The sequence below is a fragment of the Photobacterium damselae subsp. damselae genome, assembly GCF_038086725.1.
Lineage (GTDB): Bacteria > Pseudomonadota > Gammaproteobacteria > Enterobacterales > Vibrionaceae > Photobacterium > Photobacterium damselae.
Map to the genome: position 1 here is coordinate 2,846,810 of NZ_CP146970.1, position 16,221 is coordinate 2,863,030.

Here is a 16,221-nt window from a genome sequence, read left to right on the forward strand (position 1 = left end):
AACCAAAGGGAGATGCATTTATGTCAAAATTACATATCGCACTACTATTTGGGCTAGGGAGTATTGCACAAACCAGTTATGGTGAAGCTTTTGACTCATGCCCCGGTACTGCTTTTCTTATGCAAGGTACCCCAACCACAGTCTATGGTATCAACCTCACCACAGGTTCTAGCCAAACGCTACAAACCGATGTTGGAATGACAGGTAACCTTAATGCGGTTGGATTCAATGAAACTGATAACTATATTTATGCCTTTAATACCACTAACAAAAAAGTGGTTAAAGTCGACAAAAACTTTAATGCTCAAGAGCTTGCTGTAACAGGTATTGGCACCCAATCTTTTTATGTCGGTGATGTCAGTAATAACACGTTATATCTCTATCGCTATGGTGCTGGGCTATACAAAGTTCCTCTCGATAGTACCGATCCTAACTATCTGGCTTTAACGGCTGTTGGTGGCACAACCAATATGCGAATCTATGATTTTGCCTTCCATCCAAGTGATGGCAATATTTACGCCGTTGATGGCAAGTTTGGTACTCTTTATCGAATAGACCCAGCAACAGGTATACGGACCAGTCTGGGGAATACCGGCATCAAAGGAACCTTTGGCGCCGCTTATTTTGAAAGTGACGGCATGTTTTATTTAAGCCGAAATCAAGATGGTCATATCTTTAAAATAGACATTACCGATCCTAACAACATTATCCCCATCGCCACCCTATTTGCCGTAGGTCCTCTATCTGGACAAAACGATGGCGTTCGCTGTGCATCTGCCGCAGCTCAACTTGATGCACTTGATCTTGGTGACGCCCCTAACACCTATAAAACCACCATCGCCAGTAATGGTCCCCGTCACGATCTCACCAATACCGACTACTACTTAGGAGCCATTCCTGGTGATGCCGAAACGGCTCCTGCTGCCAGTGATGATGGTGATGGTTTTGATGATGAAGATGGCATTATTTTCACCTCTCTAGAAAAAGGTCAAACATCTCTTATCGCCATAACGGCTAGTACTTCAGGTTATCTCAATGGTTGGATTGACTGGAATAAAGACGGGGATTTTGCTGATAACGGAGAAAAAGTATTTAGCGGAACGAGTCTCTCTGCAGGCATGACCACTGCTTATATTTCAGTGCCAGATTACATATCAGAAGGAGATACTTGGGCTCGATTTCGTTTTAGTAGTACTCAAAATCTTGATTACTACGGAGGCGCCTCAGATGGTGAAGTCGAGGATTATCAGGTTACCTTAGAAAACAGTAATCTTAGCACTTATAACTATGGTCCTTATACGGCAGCATTTGAAGATAGTTGGCCAAAAACAGGGGATTATGACCTCAATGATGTGGTCGTTGAATACAATATCGTGGTCAAGGCTGCGGTCAATTATGATGTTAAGCAGGTCCAAATTAGCGGGTCTTTAAAAGCCATGGGAGCTGATTATCGTAATGGCTTTGCAATTCATCTTCCGGGATTGGCACGAGAGAGTGTCGACGAAAGCAATATTGTCTTTGTGAAAAATAACGAACTGCAAACCAGCTCGCCGTTAGAAGCAGGACAAACCAATGCTGTGCTGATGATCTCACCAGATCTTTATTTAGATGTCGGATCGGATTGTCCTTACTATCGCACCAAAGAAGATTGCCAAGAAGTCGACCTCTTTAGTTTCTCAATTACGGTTCCTTTAGTTGATGGTACCAAACTATGGGCCCTACCTGCTGCACCTTATGACCCATTCATTTTTGCAGCAGAAGGCCAATACCATGGCGACGGTGCGGTGACGGGTCGAGCATTAGAAATCCATTTGGATGATTACGAGCCTACCGATTTGGGTAGTGACAGTTTAACCTTGATGGGAACGGTCAATGACGGTAGTGACTTAGCCTCAGGTAGTGTTTATCGAGCATCCAGTGGCTTACCATGGGGATTACTCATCTCTGATACTTGGATCCATCCTCGTGAGCGAACCGATGTATTAAATGCTTACCCTAAATTCTTCGATTACGCCACCCAAGGTACTCACAATGATTGGTTCACCCCAGGTAAGCGCGTTAACAGTTTCCTATTTGCAGTGGAATAATCAGGAGGATTTATGAAATATCTTATTTTACTACTGTCACTTTCACTGCTGATGCTCAATGTGCAAGGTTGTGGTGGTGGCGGAGGCGATGATAATGCACCGCCATCGACACCATCTGCTCCTGCAACACCACCTGCAGATGATCCACCAGCAACAGATCCTCCGACAGATAATGATCTTGATGGTTTAACCGACGGTGAATTTGCCGATGACCCTAGTCCTTACAAGATGTCAGATATTAGCGTCGATAAAAATTACGACTTCACCACAAATTATCAGATCAACACCGCCATCGATCTTGGTGGAATTACCAGTCAACGTGCATTTATTGGCTTATATGAAGAATGGAGTAATAAGTCTGGCGATTTAGTACCCAATCCAGCCAGCCAATTACTACTACAAGCGGTTGATGATGGACTCTTTAATCAACCTCTAACGATTGGTAAGCATCAAACTCAGTTACTGATGGTGGTGTTATTTATGGACCCAAGTTTAAAGCCAATTAAACACGTCTTTGATCTTGCTCCAGATACGACGCTAAGCTACCCATAACAATATTTTCTCTTTGGTTATAAAAGAAAAAACGCCAACTTGAAGCCCAAGTTGGCGTTTTCATTATTCAGTTTTTATCGTAATTATTTACGCTTTACCGCTTTTGCATTTGGTAGGTCAGTAACAGAGCCTTCAAATACTTCAGCAGCCAAACCTACAGATTCGTGTAGCGTTGGGTGAGCGTGAATAGTTAGAGCGATATCTTCTGCATCACAACCCATTTCGATAGCAAGACCGATTTCACCCAGTAGCTCACCACCGTTAGTACCAACGATAGCACCACCAATAACGCGGTGAGTATCTTTGTCGAAGATCATCTTAGTCATACCATCTGAACAGTCAGATGCGATTGCACGACCAGAAGCTGCCCATGGGAATGTAGCAACTTCGTAGTTGATACCTTCTGCTTTCGCTTCTTTCTCAGTCTTACCAACCCAAGCCACTTCTGGCTCAGTGTAAGCAATTGAAGGAATAACTTTGGGGTCAAAGTAGTGCTTCTTACCAGAGATAACTTCTGCCGCTACGTGACCTTCATGCACACCTTTGTGCGCCAGCATTGGTTGACCAACGATATCACCAATCGCATGGATATGTGGTACGTTTGTACGCATCTGCTTATCAACGTGGATAAAGCCGCGCTCATCAACTTCAATACCCGCTTTTTCAGCATCCAGTAATTTACCGTTAGGTACACGACCGATAGCAACAAGAACCGCATCATAACGAACTGGTTCTGCAGGCGCTTTCTTGCCTTCCATTGATACATAGATACCATCTTCACGCGCTTCAACAGCGGTTACTTTAGTTTCTAGCATCAGGTTGAATTTCTTCTCGATACGTTTAGTAAAGATCTTAACGATATCTTTATCGGCAGCAGGAATCACTTGATCGAACATCTCAACAACGTCGATCTGAGAACCTAGTGCGTGGTATACCGTACCCATTTCAAGGCCGATGATACCGCCACCCATAACCAACAACTTCTCAGGAACTTCTTTTAGTTCAAGCGCGTCTGTTGAGTCCCAAATACGTGGGTCTTCATGTGGAATGAATGGTAGTTTAATTGGACGAGAGCCAGCAGCAACGATTGCGTTATCAAAGTTAACAGTCGTTTGTTCGCCGTCAGCACCTTCAACAAGGATCGAGTTAGGACCTGTGAATTTACCGTAGCCATTTACTACTGTCACTTTACGCATCTTAGCCATACCGCCAAGACCGCCTGTAAGTTGAGTGATAACTTTATCTTTCCACAGACGGATCTTAGTGATATCAGTTTGTGGTTCACCAAAGACCACACCGTGAGCTGCCATCGCTTTTGCTTCTTCAATCACTTTAGCTACGTGAAGAAGCGCTTTAGATGGAATACAACCCACGTTTAGACATACACCACCTAGTGTGCTGTATTTTTCAATAAGAACAGTGTCTAGACCTAAGTCAGCGCAACGGAACGCCGCAGAGTAACCAGCAGGGCCTGAACCCAACACCACTACCTGGGCTTTAATTTCTTTACTCATCATGACCTCTTGTAAGTCTTTTATCCCTAACAGGCTAACGTGTTGCTTTCTCTCTTTGATTCAACAACTATGTTACATTTTCACTAACAAACTGAAAAGTTAAATGCCTTAGCCTGTGAGCTACACAACAATTCCATGCCTAGTAAGCAACTAGGCATGGCGTTGCGGATATAAACCTTATAGTACTAAACGACGGATATCAGATAGACAGCCGTTTAGGTAAGTGATGAAACGTGCACCTTCTGCACCATCGATCACACGGTGGTCGTATGATAGAGAAAGTGGCAGCTGTAGGCGAGCTTCAAACTCTTTACCATTCCATACTGGCTTCATTTCAGACTTAGATACACCAAGGATACCTACTTCTGGTGCATTCACGATTGGAGTGAACGCAGTACCACCGATGCCACCAAGGCTTGAGATGGTGAAACAGCCACCCTGCATATCTGCAGCAGTTAGCTTACCAGCACGTGCTTTCTTCGATACTTCAGCAAGTTCTGCTGATAGCTCGTAGATACCTTTCTTGTTTACGTCCTTAAATACAGGAACCACAAGACCGTTTGGTGTATCTACTGCAATACCGATGTTTACGTACTTCTTCAGAATTAGGCTTTCACCGTCTTCTGATAGAGAAGAGTTAAATGCAGGGAAAGCTTCTAGTGCTTTTGCCGCTGCTTTCATGATGAACACAAGTGGTGTGATCTTCATGCCAGTATCTTTCTTCGCTTCGATAGCATTCTGCTCTTTACGGAATGCTTCAAGCGCGGTGATATCTGCGTTATCCCACTGAGTAACATGCGGGATCATTACCCAGTTACGGTGTAGGTTAGCACCAGAGATCTTCTTAATGCGAGATAGTGGCTGAACTTCAGTTTCACCAAACTTGCTAAAGTCAACTTTTGGCCAAGGTAGTAGACCCAGAGCGCTGCCGTCACCTTTACCAGATGCCGCACCAGACTCAAGACGCTTAAGTGCATCTTTAACAAAGTTCTGTACGTCTTCTTTTAGGATTCGGTTCTTACGGCCAGTACCTTTTACTTTCGCAAGATTTACACCAAATTCACGCGCAAGACGACGAACTACAGGTGATGCGTGTGAGTATTCGTTGTTCTCAACAAACTCACTGCTTGCCGCTGGAGCTTCTGCTTTTGTTGCAGCAGGAGCTGGTGCAGCCGCTGGCGCTGGAGCCGCAGCTTGTGCAACCGGTGCAGCTACTGGTGCAGAACCTGCTACTTCAAAGATCATGATTAGAGAGCCAGTTGATACTTTATCGCCTGTTGCAATCTTGATCTCTTTTACTGTACCTGCAAATGGAGCTGGTACTTCCATTGATGCTTTGTCGCCTTCAACAGTAATTAGAGATTGCTCTTCTTCTACTGTATCGCCAACTGCAACCATGATTTCAGTAACTTCTACTTCGTCGCCACCGATATCTGGAACGTTCACTTCTTTTGCTGCTGATGCCGCTGCAACTGGAGCCGCAGCTTGTGCAACAGGAGCCGTCGCAGGTGCAGAGCCAGCAACTTCAAAAATCATAATTAGCGAGCCAGTTGATACTTTATCGCCAGTTGCTACTTTGATCTCTTTAAGCGTACCTGCAAATGGTGCCGGTACTTCCATTGATGCTTTATCGCCTTCAACAGTAAGTAGAGATTGCTCTTCTTCGATGCTATCACCGATAGATACCATGATTTCAGTAACTTCTACTTCATCACCACCGATATCTGGAACATGAACTTCTTTCAACTCAGCCGCTGCTGGAGCTGAAGCTGCTACTGGAGCCGCCTCTGCCGCAGGAGCAGGTGCTGCAGTTGCAGCACCCTCGGCTTCGAAGATCATGATTAGAGAACCAGTAGAAACCTTGTCGCCTTCAGCGATTTTGATTTCTTTAACGATACCCGCCTGAGAAGCTGGTACTTCCATAGAAGCTTTATCGCCTTCTACAGTAATTAGAGATTGCTCTTCTTCAACCTTGTCACCAACGCTAACAAGGATCTCAGTTACTTCAACCTCATCGGCACCAATATCAGGAACATTAATCTCGATTGCCATTTTTATTGCCTCTTACGCGTATAGCGGGTTCATCTTTTCAGTGTCGATATCGAATTTCTTAATAGCATCAGCTACTACAGATTTCTCAATATCACCACGCTTAGCTAATTCATTTAGTGCAGCTACTACAACATAGCTTGCATTGACTTCGAAGTGACGACGTAGGTTCTCACGGCTGTCTGAACGACCGAAGCCATCAGTACCAAGAACTTTATAAGATTCGCTTGGCATAAATGCGCGAACTTGCTCTGCGTAGTTCTTCATGTAGTCAGTTGCAGCGATTGCAGGTTCAGTACCCATCACTTGAGTGATGTAAGGAACTTGCTGCTCAGCTTCTGGGTGAAGCATGTTGAAACGCTCAACATTTTGACCATCACGAGTCAGTTCGTTGAATGATGTTACAGAGTAAACATCAGACGCTACGCCATATTCTTCACTTAGAATTTGCGCTGCTTTACGTACTTCATTCATGATAGTACCAGAGCTCATTAGCTGAACTTTGTTGTTACCAGCGTAAGATTCTAGCTTGTAGATACCCTTACGAATGCCTTCTTCAGCGCCTTCTGGCATTGCTGGCATTGCGTAGTTTTCGTTCATCGTAGTTAGGTAGTAGAACACGTTCTCTTGTTCACCGTACATACGACGAATACCGTCTTGCATGATAACCGCTAGTTCGTAAGCAAACGTTGGGTCGTAAGAGATACAGTTAGGAACTGTGTTAGCAAGAACGTGGCTGTGACCATCTTCGTGCTGTAGACCTTCACCGTTAAGCGTTGTACGACCTGCTGTAGCACCTAGTAGGAAACCACGAGCTTGTTGGTCACCCGCCATCCACGCCATGTCGCCAACACGTTGGAAGCCGAACATTGAGTAGTAGATGTAGAATGGGATCATTGGAAGATCGTTAGTGCTGTATGATGTTGCCGCAGCAACCCATGAAGACATAGCACCAAGTTCGTTGATACCTTCCTGAAGAACCTGACCTGAAGTTGCTTCTTTATAGTAAGACACAACACCACGGTCTTCTGGAGTGTATTCCTGACCATGTGGATTGTAGATACCTACTTGGCGGAATAGACCTTCCATACCGAAAGTACGCGCTTCATCAGCAATGATTGGTACGATGTTCTTACCAATACCCTTATCTTTAAGAAGGATATTAAGGATACGAACAAACGCCATTGTTGTTGAGATATCACGCTTTTGCTCATCCAATAGCGGCTTAAATTCATCAAGAGCTGGAATTGCTAGCTCGTTAGTGAAGTTACGTAGACGCTTAGGAGTGTAGCCGTGCAGTGCATCACGACGAGCGTGTAGGTAGTTGTATTCCGCAGAACCTTCTTCTAGTTTTAGATATGGAAGAGTCTTCATATCTTCATCAGAAACAAGATCTTGTAGACCTAGACGATCACGTAGGTGTTGAACATGAGTCATGTCCATTTTCTTAACACCGTGCGCAATGTTCTTACCTTCTGCTGCATCACCCATGCCGTAACCTTTGATGGTCTTAGCTAGGATTACAGTTGGCTTACCTTGAGTTTCTTTTGCGTTATTAAATGCAGCAAATAGCTTAGATGAGTCATGACCACCACGCTTAAGAGCGAAGATTTCGTCATCAGTCATATCAGCAACAAGCGCTGCAGTCTCAGGGTATTTACCAAAGAAGTGTTCACGAACGTAAGCACCGTCTTTAGACTTAAATGTTTGGTAGTCGCCGTCGATAGTTTCATTCATAAGCTGAAGTAGCTTACCTGAAGTATCTTTTGCTAGTAGAGAATCCCAGTTGTTACCCCAGATAACTTTAACTACGTTCCAACCAGCACCTTTGAATAGACCTTCAAGCTCTTGAATGATCTTACCGTTACCCATTACAGGGCCATCTAGACGCTGTAGGTTACAGTTGATTAGGAAACATAGGTTGTCCAGTTTTTCACGAGCAGCGAAGGAGATCGCACCACGTGATTCTGGCTCATCCATCTCACCATCACCTAGGAAGGCATAAACACGCTGGCTTGAAGTGTCTTTTAGACCACGGCCTTCTAGGTACTTCAAGAAACGAGCTTGGTAGATAGCAGAGATTGGACCTAGACCCATAGATACTGTTGGGAACTGCCAGAACTCAGGCATTAGTTTAGGGTGTGGGTACGATGGGATACCTTTACCATCAACTTCTTGACGGAAGTTATCAAGTTGCTCTTCAGTTAGACGACCTTCAACGAAAGCACGAGAGTAAATTCCTGGAGAGATATGGCCTTGATAGTAAACTAGGTCACCACCGTCTACGTCGTTCGCAGCACGGAAGAAATGGTTAAAACATACTTCGTAGAAAGCAGATGCAGACTGGTAAGAAGCCATATGGCCACCTAGGTCTAAGTCTTTCTTCGAAGCACGCAATACGATCATGATTGCGTTCCAACGGATGATAGAACGAATACGGCGCTCAAGTGTTGTGTCACCTGGGTACGCTGGTTCTTTATCTGCAGGAATAGTGTTGATGTAGTTAGTAGTGATGCCAGTTGGCATATCTACACCGTCTAGGCGAGCTTTGTCTAGTACTTGCTCTAATAGGTATTGTGCGCGCTCTAAACCTTCTTCACGAACGACTGACTCTAGGGCTGCTAGCCACTCTTGAGTCTCAAGTGCGTCCACGTCATGCTTCATGACTTCAGACATGCGATCTATCCTTTCGTTGATAATCTACAAAACTAACAATGGTCGCGGCCGTCTAATTACTTCGGGCTGACTTGAAGTAATTAATCCAGCCTCTCCTTGCGTTGTTGGATCCGACGAAGAGAGCGTTCACGTCTGCTTTCCTGTCGAGTTAGCTCCAACAAGGTTTCCTCGATGTAAGCTAAATGTGCATGAGATGCTTCCCTTGCTTGCTCTGGCAAACCAGAAACGATCGCATGCACAATGTTAGCTCGATGATTTCGCACCTTTTCGACAATCTTTGGATCTCGATTAAGGCGCTCAAAGTTTTGTAATACGTTTTGCTCTAGTAATGGGGCAAGGCTACGAATGATGTGCAGTAACACCACATTGTGGGCTGACTCGGTGACCGTTATCAGGTACTGCATCACTGCGCTCGCTTCGGCAGGTAAATCGCCTTGCTGCTGAGCTTCCTGTATCCGCTGATGGCAGTGGCGAATACGGTTAAAATCTTCTTCATTACCACGTAGAGCGGCGTAATAAGCGGCAAGCCCTTCTAGTGCGTGGCGTGACTCAAGTAAATCCAGTTGAGCCTCTGGGTGTGATGCCAATAAATCTAATAATGGCTCAGAGAAGCTCTGCCATAACTTCTCACTCACAAAAGTGCCGCCACCTTGACGGCGAGTCAGTAAATGTTTTGCTTCCAGTCGCTGAATCGCTTCGCGTACTGATGGTCGGGAAACTTCGAATTGCTTAGCCAACTCACGCTCCGGCGGCAACTGTTGGCCCGGCGATAAAATACCGTCGAGAATCAGTTGCTCTATCTCCTGCTCTATCGCATCAGACAGCTTAGGTTGGCGAATTCGTTTATAAGTCATCGTTGGTTATTATTCGTTATTATCACTTATTTAAGTTCCCGCAAATGGTCATAAGACGCTTTTGCAAATGCGGATAATTGGTATTACCAATTTACTGACTAAGGCAAATTCTACAGAAATAATTATAGAAGTCCACACGCAACTTGATTGAAATCATAGAATGAATATCGATTTAACAATTATTTCAACTTATGAAAACTTATTTAAACAATTACCGTTTATTTTTTGAAACATGGAAAAGCAACGAAATGCTCAAAAAAGCTTCATTGGTACAACCAATTTGTTGTAGTAAATTTATGCAAAACTTGCCCAACTTTTTGCTTATTAAGACATTTCATTGTGAGTTCGCGATGAGATTTTTATGACAATTCGTTGTCTTGATCGCTTACCAGCAGCGCTGATTTATATTTCACCCAATCAAATACCAAACCAGGGTCGGTTTTACGGCCAGGCGCTATAAACTCATGCCCGGTGATGGTGGATGTATCAATCGCTGGATAGGTTTGCATTATTACCCGAGTCAGCTCAATCAAAGAGTCGTATTGAGCTTGGGTAAATGGGAGGGTATCCGTTCCTTCCAATTCAATCCCAATTGAGAAATCATTGCACTTATCTCGCCCTGCAAACTGAGAAACGCCAGCATGCCAAGCGCGGCCATTAAACGGCACAAACTGAATGATACTGCCATCACGGCGAATGAAACAGTGAGCTGAAACACGTAACTTATAAATCGTAGCGAAATAAGGATGTGCTTCAGGATCCAGTTGTCCGGTAAAGAGTTGTTCAACATAAGGACCACCAAATTCACCCGGTGGTAAACTGATGTTGTGAACCACCAACAAGGAGATATCAGCGTCATCGGGGCGTGTGTCATAAAATGGCGAAGGCAAATGTTGTGCCTCATTGAGCCAATGGGTTGAGTTGATTGAAAGCGACATGGGGATCTCGTTTAGTTTAGGTTTCGAGGTTTCGAGGTTTCGAGGTTTCGAGGTTTCGAGGTTTCGAGGTTTCGAGGTTTCGAGAAAATCTTGCCCCATTTAGATCTGATGTCAAGTTCCAGCTAGAAATAACGCACCTAGCACCTAGCACCTAGCACCTAGCACCTAGCACCTAGCACCTAGCACCTAGCACCTAGCACCTAGCACCTAGCACCTAGCACCTAGCACCTAGCACCTAGCACCTAGTATCCTCCTCCCTTGAACCATTTCCAAATTTCTCCTGCAACCTCTGCAACTTAAAGCAAATTTTTATCGAGTGCGCCGAGCAACCTATTGTTCCCCATTTGCCCACTGACAAACTCCATTATCCTAATATGCACCAAGTATATATGGGTCATCACAGATACTGACTCACCCCATTTTATTGCGCTATTTGTTAAAGGATAAAAGAGAGATGAAAGGACAAAAGGGTTTTACCTTAATTGAATTGATGATCGTAGTGGCGGTCATTGGCGTGTTATCTGCGATTGCTATACCTAAGTACCAACAATACGTAGAAAAAGGAGCATTAGCCTCTGCATTAGCTACTGCTACTGCATTAAAAACTAATTATGAAGATTATATTGCTGTTAGCGGTGCAGCACCAACAACATCCGCTGCTATTGGCGCAACAAATTTTGAACTAGGTACAGTGACAGTCACATCTGGAGCTATTGAAGTTATAGTAACAAAAGGAGGTGGTTCAGGTAGTGGAGTAACATTAGAAAGATCTTCTGATTCATGGTCCTGTGAAGTAAGTGCTTCAAGTGACACCATTAAATTGAATGGTTGTACTACAAAGTCAAGTTAATGCACACCACTCTCGCCTCGATTCTGCACCAGGCTGATCTGATCAGCTCGGTGCAGCAGCAACAAGTCGAAGACAGTGTCAGTATGGAGGGGATCACGGTTCCCTCCGCACTGATCCATCTGGGTATATTTAGCGATCGCGAACTGGCCCAACACCTTAGCCACATTTTTGGTCTCACCCTCGTTTCAGTGCATGACTACGACTTTGAAGCTTGCTGTAAAGCGGTCTATCAACGCGATTTGGTATTACGTCATCGCGCGCTACCGTTATACCAAAGCGCCAATACGTTATTTTTAGGGGTCAGCGATCCATGCAATATCGACGGACAAGATGAGTTCCGTTTTGCCACTGGACGCAATATTGAACCACTACTGCTGGAAAATAAGCAGCTCGAATCGGCTATCCGTCGTATTTATGGTCGTGAGTTGGGCGAAACCACCAATATGGCCAGTCGTGACGTCAGTGACGATGATCTAAATAACTTAGTCGATATTGGTGATGAAGAGCGGGATCAAGCTACAGATCTAGGTCAAGAAAACGAACCTGTTACTCGCTATATCAATCAAGTGCTGCTCGATGCGGTACGTAAAAAAGCCTCCGATATCCATTTTGAACCTTATGAGACCAGTTATCGGATCCGCTTTCGTTGTGATGGCATCTTACACCAACACGCAACACCACCAGCCCATCTTTCTCGTCGTCTCTCTACCCGACTCAAAGTGATGTCGCGCCTAAATATTGCCGAACGACGCCAACCGCAAGATGGACGCATAAAACTCAAGCTCACAGCCAATTTAGCCGTAGACCTCCGTGTTTCTACCCTGCCCACTTTATGGGGTGAAAAAGTGGTGCTGCGTATTTTAGATAGCTCCAGTGCCAACTTAGACATTGATATTTTAGGTTACAACCAACAACAAAAAGCCGCTTATCTTAATGCTCTGCAACAACCGCAAGGGATGATCTTAATGACAGGGCCTACGGGTAGCGGCAAAACCGTTTCGCTTTATACCGGCCTTAGCATTTTAAATACCGAAGAGCGCAATATTTCTACCGCAGAAGATCCGGTAGAGATCAACTTACCTGGCATTAATCAGGTTCACATTAACAATCAAGCAGGACTGGGGTTTGCTGAAGCGCTGCGCTCATTTTTACGTCAAGACCCTGATGTAGTGATGGTAGGTGAAATCCGCGATCTGGAAACCGCCTCTATAGCCGTTAAAGCAGCGCAAACTGGACATTTAGTACTATCGACCTTGCACACCAATTCTGCTGCCGAAACCATCACCCGCTTAACCAATATGGGTATTGAAGACTTTAACCTAGCCTCATCACTGACACTGATTATTGCTCAGCGCTTAGGTCGCCGGCTCTGCCCTCACTGTAAACAAGCAGATGAAATTGAGGGCTTTATGCAAGACAAACTGCGCATTCCAGCTGGCACTACCTTGTATAAAGCCAATCCAGAAGGGTGTGATGACTGCAATAAAGGCTATTTAGGTCGTGTCGGTATCTATGAGGTGATGCCGTTTAGTCGCCGTCTTGCTCAAGCTCTGGTTGATGGTGCTACCACCTTAGAGCTGGAAAATATCGCAGTAGAAGAAGGGATGCTAACGCTACAACAATCGGGAATAGAAAAGCTCTGTCTTGGTATCACCAGTTTAAAAGAATTACAGCGCGTCCTGCATTTTTAATCTTGCTAAAAAGAACTGTATTGCAGGAAGCCAATCTCTATTGAATATCGTTAGGAAGGAGCGCTATGGCACAGTTAGCCGCTAATAAAATCCGTTATTATCGCTGGCGAGGGGTAAACCAAGGCGGCAAGAAAATCACAGGCGTAACCTTAGGTTTTCAAGAACAAGAAGTGCGAGCGCAACTGACCGAGCAGATGATCCAAGTAAAAAAGATCAAGCGCACCAACCCTTCTACGCTCGATAAAATCCGCAATCAGATGAAAAGCAGCGATGTAACGGCTATTACTCGCCAACTTGCGACCATGATCGAATCTGGAGTTCCGATTGTACAAGCTCTGAAGCTAATGGCCAGTAGCCACCATAAAGCAGAAGTGCGTGCGGTATTAACTCAGGTCAACACCCAAGTAGAAGCCGGAGCCTCACTGTCAAAAGCACTAAAATCAAGTTCGCCGCTGTTTGATAATTTCTACTGTGACTTAGTCGCAACCGGGGAAGAAACCGGGTATCTTGGTCAGGTATTTGTTCGCTTAGCCACGTATCGAGAAAAAAGCGAAGCGATGCGAAAAAAAGTGATTAAGGCGATGATTTACCCATCCATGGTGATGCTAACGGCCATCAGTGTCACTATCTTAATGCTGGTCTTTGTTATCCCTCAATTTGCCGCTATTTTTGGCAGTTTTGGCGCAGAACTCCCTTGGTTTACTCGCCAAGTATTAAAAGCCTCGGATTTCCTAATTAACTATGGGGGATACTTAGCTGTAGGTTTGCTGCTTGTACTTGTGCTTTATCGTTATAGCTATAAACGGTCCTATTCGTTTCGGTTACGTATGGCTCGGTTAAGCTTACGCCTGCCCATTATCGGTAACGTTGTACTCAAAGCAACTATTGCCCGTTTTGCTCGAACCCTTGCGACCACTTTTAGTGCCGGTATTCCCCTATTAACAGGGCTACAGTCGGCTGGTAAAACCGCAGGCAACTTACATATTGAAGAAGCTATTATGGAGGCGCATACCAGTGCAGCGGCGGGGATGCCACTCTATTTATCTTTGCGCCAATGCAATGTTTTTCCAGAGCTTATGTTGCAGATGACCATGATCGGGGAAGAGTCCGGTTCTCTTGACGATATGCTCAATAAAATGGCAAGCCTATATGAAAACGATGTCGATAATATCGTTGATAACCTCGGCCAAATTTTAGAGCCTTTGATCATCATTGTGCTTGGCGTTCTGATCGGTGGTTTACTCGTGGCAATGTATATGCCGATCTTCACCCTAATGAGCGTGATTGGTTAATTCCTATTCCTTCTTGTTCTACCTAGTATTGCGGCAAACACGGTTATTTCTGTTTTGCCGTATTTTTTTATTTTATTTCAGCCAGTAAGCAAGCATTGAGATAAGAAAAACCCCCGCCATTGCTAGGCAGCTTGCAAGATTTTTCTTACAATGTTCCATTCACCGTTAATGAGATTTTTTCCATGGCTATTTTCAGTTACTACCCTTGGCTATTTCCTGTTTTTGCTACCATTTTTGGCTTATTGGTAGGCAGCTTTCTCAATGTGGTGATCTACCGCTTACCCATTATGATGGAGCGTCAATGGCGTAACGAATGTATTGAAGCGTTTCCGGATTTAATCAAAGCCGATGCGAAGTTAAATACCGACACATTTAATTTAAGCGTGCCACGTTCTCGTTGTCCTCATTGTGGTCATCTCATTAGTGCTGTAGAAAATATCCCTGTTATTAGTTGGCTGGTATTAAAAGGGAAGTGTAAATCTTGTCACGCACCGATTAGCCGACGTTACCCGATGATTGAACTATTAACTGCAGCATTGTGTGGAACGGTTGCGATCCTATTTCCACCAACTTGGTGGGCGATTGCCGTCATCTTTTTCACTTTTGCCTTAATTGCTCTAACTTTTATCGATATTGATAAGATGCTACTGCCCGATCAAATCACCCTACCACTACTTTGGGCTGGTATTTTTCTCGCTCTATTAGGCATTAGTCCTGTATCGCTACAAGATTCTGTGATTGGTGCAATTGCGGGTTATCTCTGTTTGTGGAGCGTCTTTTGGGTCTTTAAATTATTAACCAAAAAAGACGGTATGGGTTATGGCGACTTTAAACTGTTAGCCGCTTTAGGAGCATGGCTTGGCTGGCAAATGCTGCCTGTTGTGGTTCTGCTATCCTCTCTTGCTGGGGCTATTTGTGGCATTATCTTATTGAAAGTACAAAAAAGTGATCACCAAACCCCATTTTCCTTTGGTCCTTATCTTGCGATTGCTGGCTGGATCAGTCTATTGTGGGGACACTCGATCATCACTTGGTATGTCAGTAATATTTTAGGAATGTAGTATGAGTTTTGTGGTTGGTTTAACAGGCGGGATCGGCAGCGGTAAAACCACGGTTGCCAATCTGTTTGCCCGCTATGGTGTTGATTTGATTGATGCCGATATAATTGCCCGAGATGTTGTTGCACCTAACAGTGCCGGTCTAGCGGCTATTATCGATAAATTTGGCGCTGATATTACATTAGAAAATGGGGAGCTTGATCGAGCCCAATTGCGCCAATTGATCTTCAGTAACCCCGAACTAAAAGAGTGGCTAAACCAGCTGTTGCATCCCATGATTCGGCAACAAATGCTGACTCAAATCCAAGCCTCGACCTCGCCATACTGTTTATTGATTGTGCCGTTGATGGTAGAAAATAATTTACAAGCACTGACTCAGCGTTTGTTGGTTGTTGATGTTGATGAGCAAGTTCAAATACAACGCACCCAGCAACGTGATAAAGTGCCATTGGAACAGGTGAAAAAGATCTTCGCCTCACAAGCCAGTCGCAGCGAACGATTAGCGGCAGCCGATGATGTGATCACCAATAATGACGATGAACAAGCCCTGTATCCACAAGTAGAAAAACTACATCAATATTATTTAGCTCTGAGCCAGTCACAGTAGGATTTCGTGACTGAGCTTAGTCTCTTTTGTTTATATCACTATGGTCTCATGAC

Annotated in this window: 12 protein-coding genes; 7 read left to right on the plus strand and 5 right to left on the minus strand. The window is 44.5% G+C overall.

From position 1 onward, the window contains the following. The first annotated feature begins 20 nt into the window (after positions 1 to 20). Both WAX86_RS13005 and WAX86_RS13010 read left to right on the plus strand, forming a co-directional pair. The gene (locus WAX86_RS13005) at positions 21 to 2,087 is read left to right on the plus strand and encodes an LruC domain-containing protein (protein ID WP_341488886.1); all 2,067 of its coding nucleotides are present in this window, start codon (positions 21 to 23) and stop codon (positions 2,085 to 2,087) included. A 12-nt stretch (positions 2,088 to 2,099) separates the two neighbouring features. Next, positions 2,100 to 2,639: a hypothetical protein gene (locus WAX86_RS13010; protein WP_341488887.1), complete on the plus strand. Its 540-nt coding sequence runs from the start codon at positions 2,100 to 2,102 to the stop codon at positions 2,637 to 2,639. Between the two features lie 83 nt (positions 2,640 to 2,722). Here the strand turns inward: WAX86_RS13010 and lpdA are convergent, their stop codons facing one another. From lpdA to ampD, 5 genes are all read right to left on the minus strand, one after another. Beyond that, a complete protein-coding gene (gene lpdA / locus WAX86_RS13015; RefSeq protein ID WP_005297617.1) occupies positions 2,723 to 4,153 on the minus strand; it encodes a dihydrolipoyl dehydrogenase in 1,431 nt (476 codons plus the stop codon). A gap of 177 nt (positions 4,154 to 4,330) precedes the next feature. Next, on the minus strand, positions 4,331 to 6,205 hold the full coding sequence (gene aceF, locus WAX86_RS13020) for a pyruvate dehydrogenase complex dihydrolipoyllysine-residue acetyltransferase (RefSeq protein WP_341488888.1): 1,875 nt from the start codon (positions 6,203 to 6,205) through the stop codon (positions 4,331 to 4,333). 12 nt (positions 6,206 to 6,217) lie between these two features. Then, a complete protein-coding gene (aceE, locus tag WAX86_RS13025) occupies positions 6,218 to 8,878 on the minus strand; it encodes a pyruvate dehydrogenase (acetyl-transferring), homodimeric type (RefSeq protein ID WP_044174350.1) in 2,661 nt (886 codons plus the stop codon). Positions 8,879 to 8,958: 80 nt separating this feature from the next. After that, positions 8,959 to 9,732: a pyruvate dehydrogenase complex transcriptional repressor PdhR gene (gene pdhR / locus WAX86_RS13030; RefSeq protein WP_005297609.1), complete on the minus strand. Its 774-nt coding sequence runs from the start codon at positions 9,730 to 9,732 to the stop codon at positions 8,959 to 8,961. A 359-nt stretch (positions 9,733 to 10,091) separates the two neighbouring features. Next, positions 10,092 to 10,670 (minus strand): 1,6-anhydro-N-acetylmuramyl-L-alanine amidase AmpD, encoded by a 579-nt coding sequence (gene ampD / locus WAX86_RS13035; protein ID WP_086367527.1) that lies wholly within the window; start codon positions 10,668 to 10,670, stop codon positions 10,092 to 10,094. 454 nt (positions 10,671 to 11,124) lie between these two features. On the opposite strand from ampD, the gene WAX86_RS13040 reads away from it, so the two are divergent. The 5 genes from WAX86_RS13040 (at position 11,125) to coaE (ending at position 16,168) form a co-directional block, all read left to right on the plus strand. Then, positions 11,125 to 11,520, plus strand: a complete 396-nt coding sequence (locus WAX86_RS13040) for a prepilin-type N-terminal cleavage/methylation domain-containing protein (RefSeq protein WP_138241975.1) — start codon at positions 11,125 to 11,127, stop codon at positions 11,518 to 11,520. Next, positions 11,520 to 13,211, plus strand: a complete 1,692-nt coding sequence (pilB, locus tag WAX86_RS13045) for a type IV-A pilus assembly ATPase PilB (RefSeq protein ID WP_341488889.1) — start codon at positions 11,520 to 11,522, stop codon at positions 13,209 to 13,211. The genes WAX86_RS13040 and pilB overlap by 1 nt, the downstream gene beginning before the upstream one ends. A gap of 65 nt (positions 13,212 to 13,276) precedes the next feature. Then, positions 13,277 to 14,503 carry a type II secretion system F family protein gene (locus WAX86_RS13050; RefSeq protein ID WP_341488890.1) on the plus strand — a complete coding sequence of 409 codons (1,227 nt, stop codon included), beginning with the start codon at positions 13,277 to 13,279 and terminating at the stop codon, positions 14,501 to 14,503. A 182-nt stretch (positions 14,504 to 14,685) separates the two neighbouring features. Continuing rightward, positions 14,686 to 15,564 carry an A24 family peptidase gene (locus WAX86_RS13055; protein ID WP_065170821.1) on the plus strand — a complete coding sequence of 293 codons (879 nt, stop codon included), beginning with the start codon at positions 14,686 to 14,688 and terminating at the stop codon, positions 15,562 to 15,564. Between the two features lies 1 nt (position 15,565). Then, positions 15,566 to 16,168, plus strand: a complete 603-nt coding sequence (coaE, locus tag WAX86_RS13060; RefSeq protein WP_341488891.1) for a dephospho-CoA kinase — start codon at positions 15,566 to 15,568, stop codon at positions 16,166 to 16,168. Positions 16,169 to 16,221: the final 53 nt, after the last annotated feature.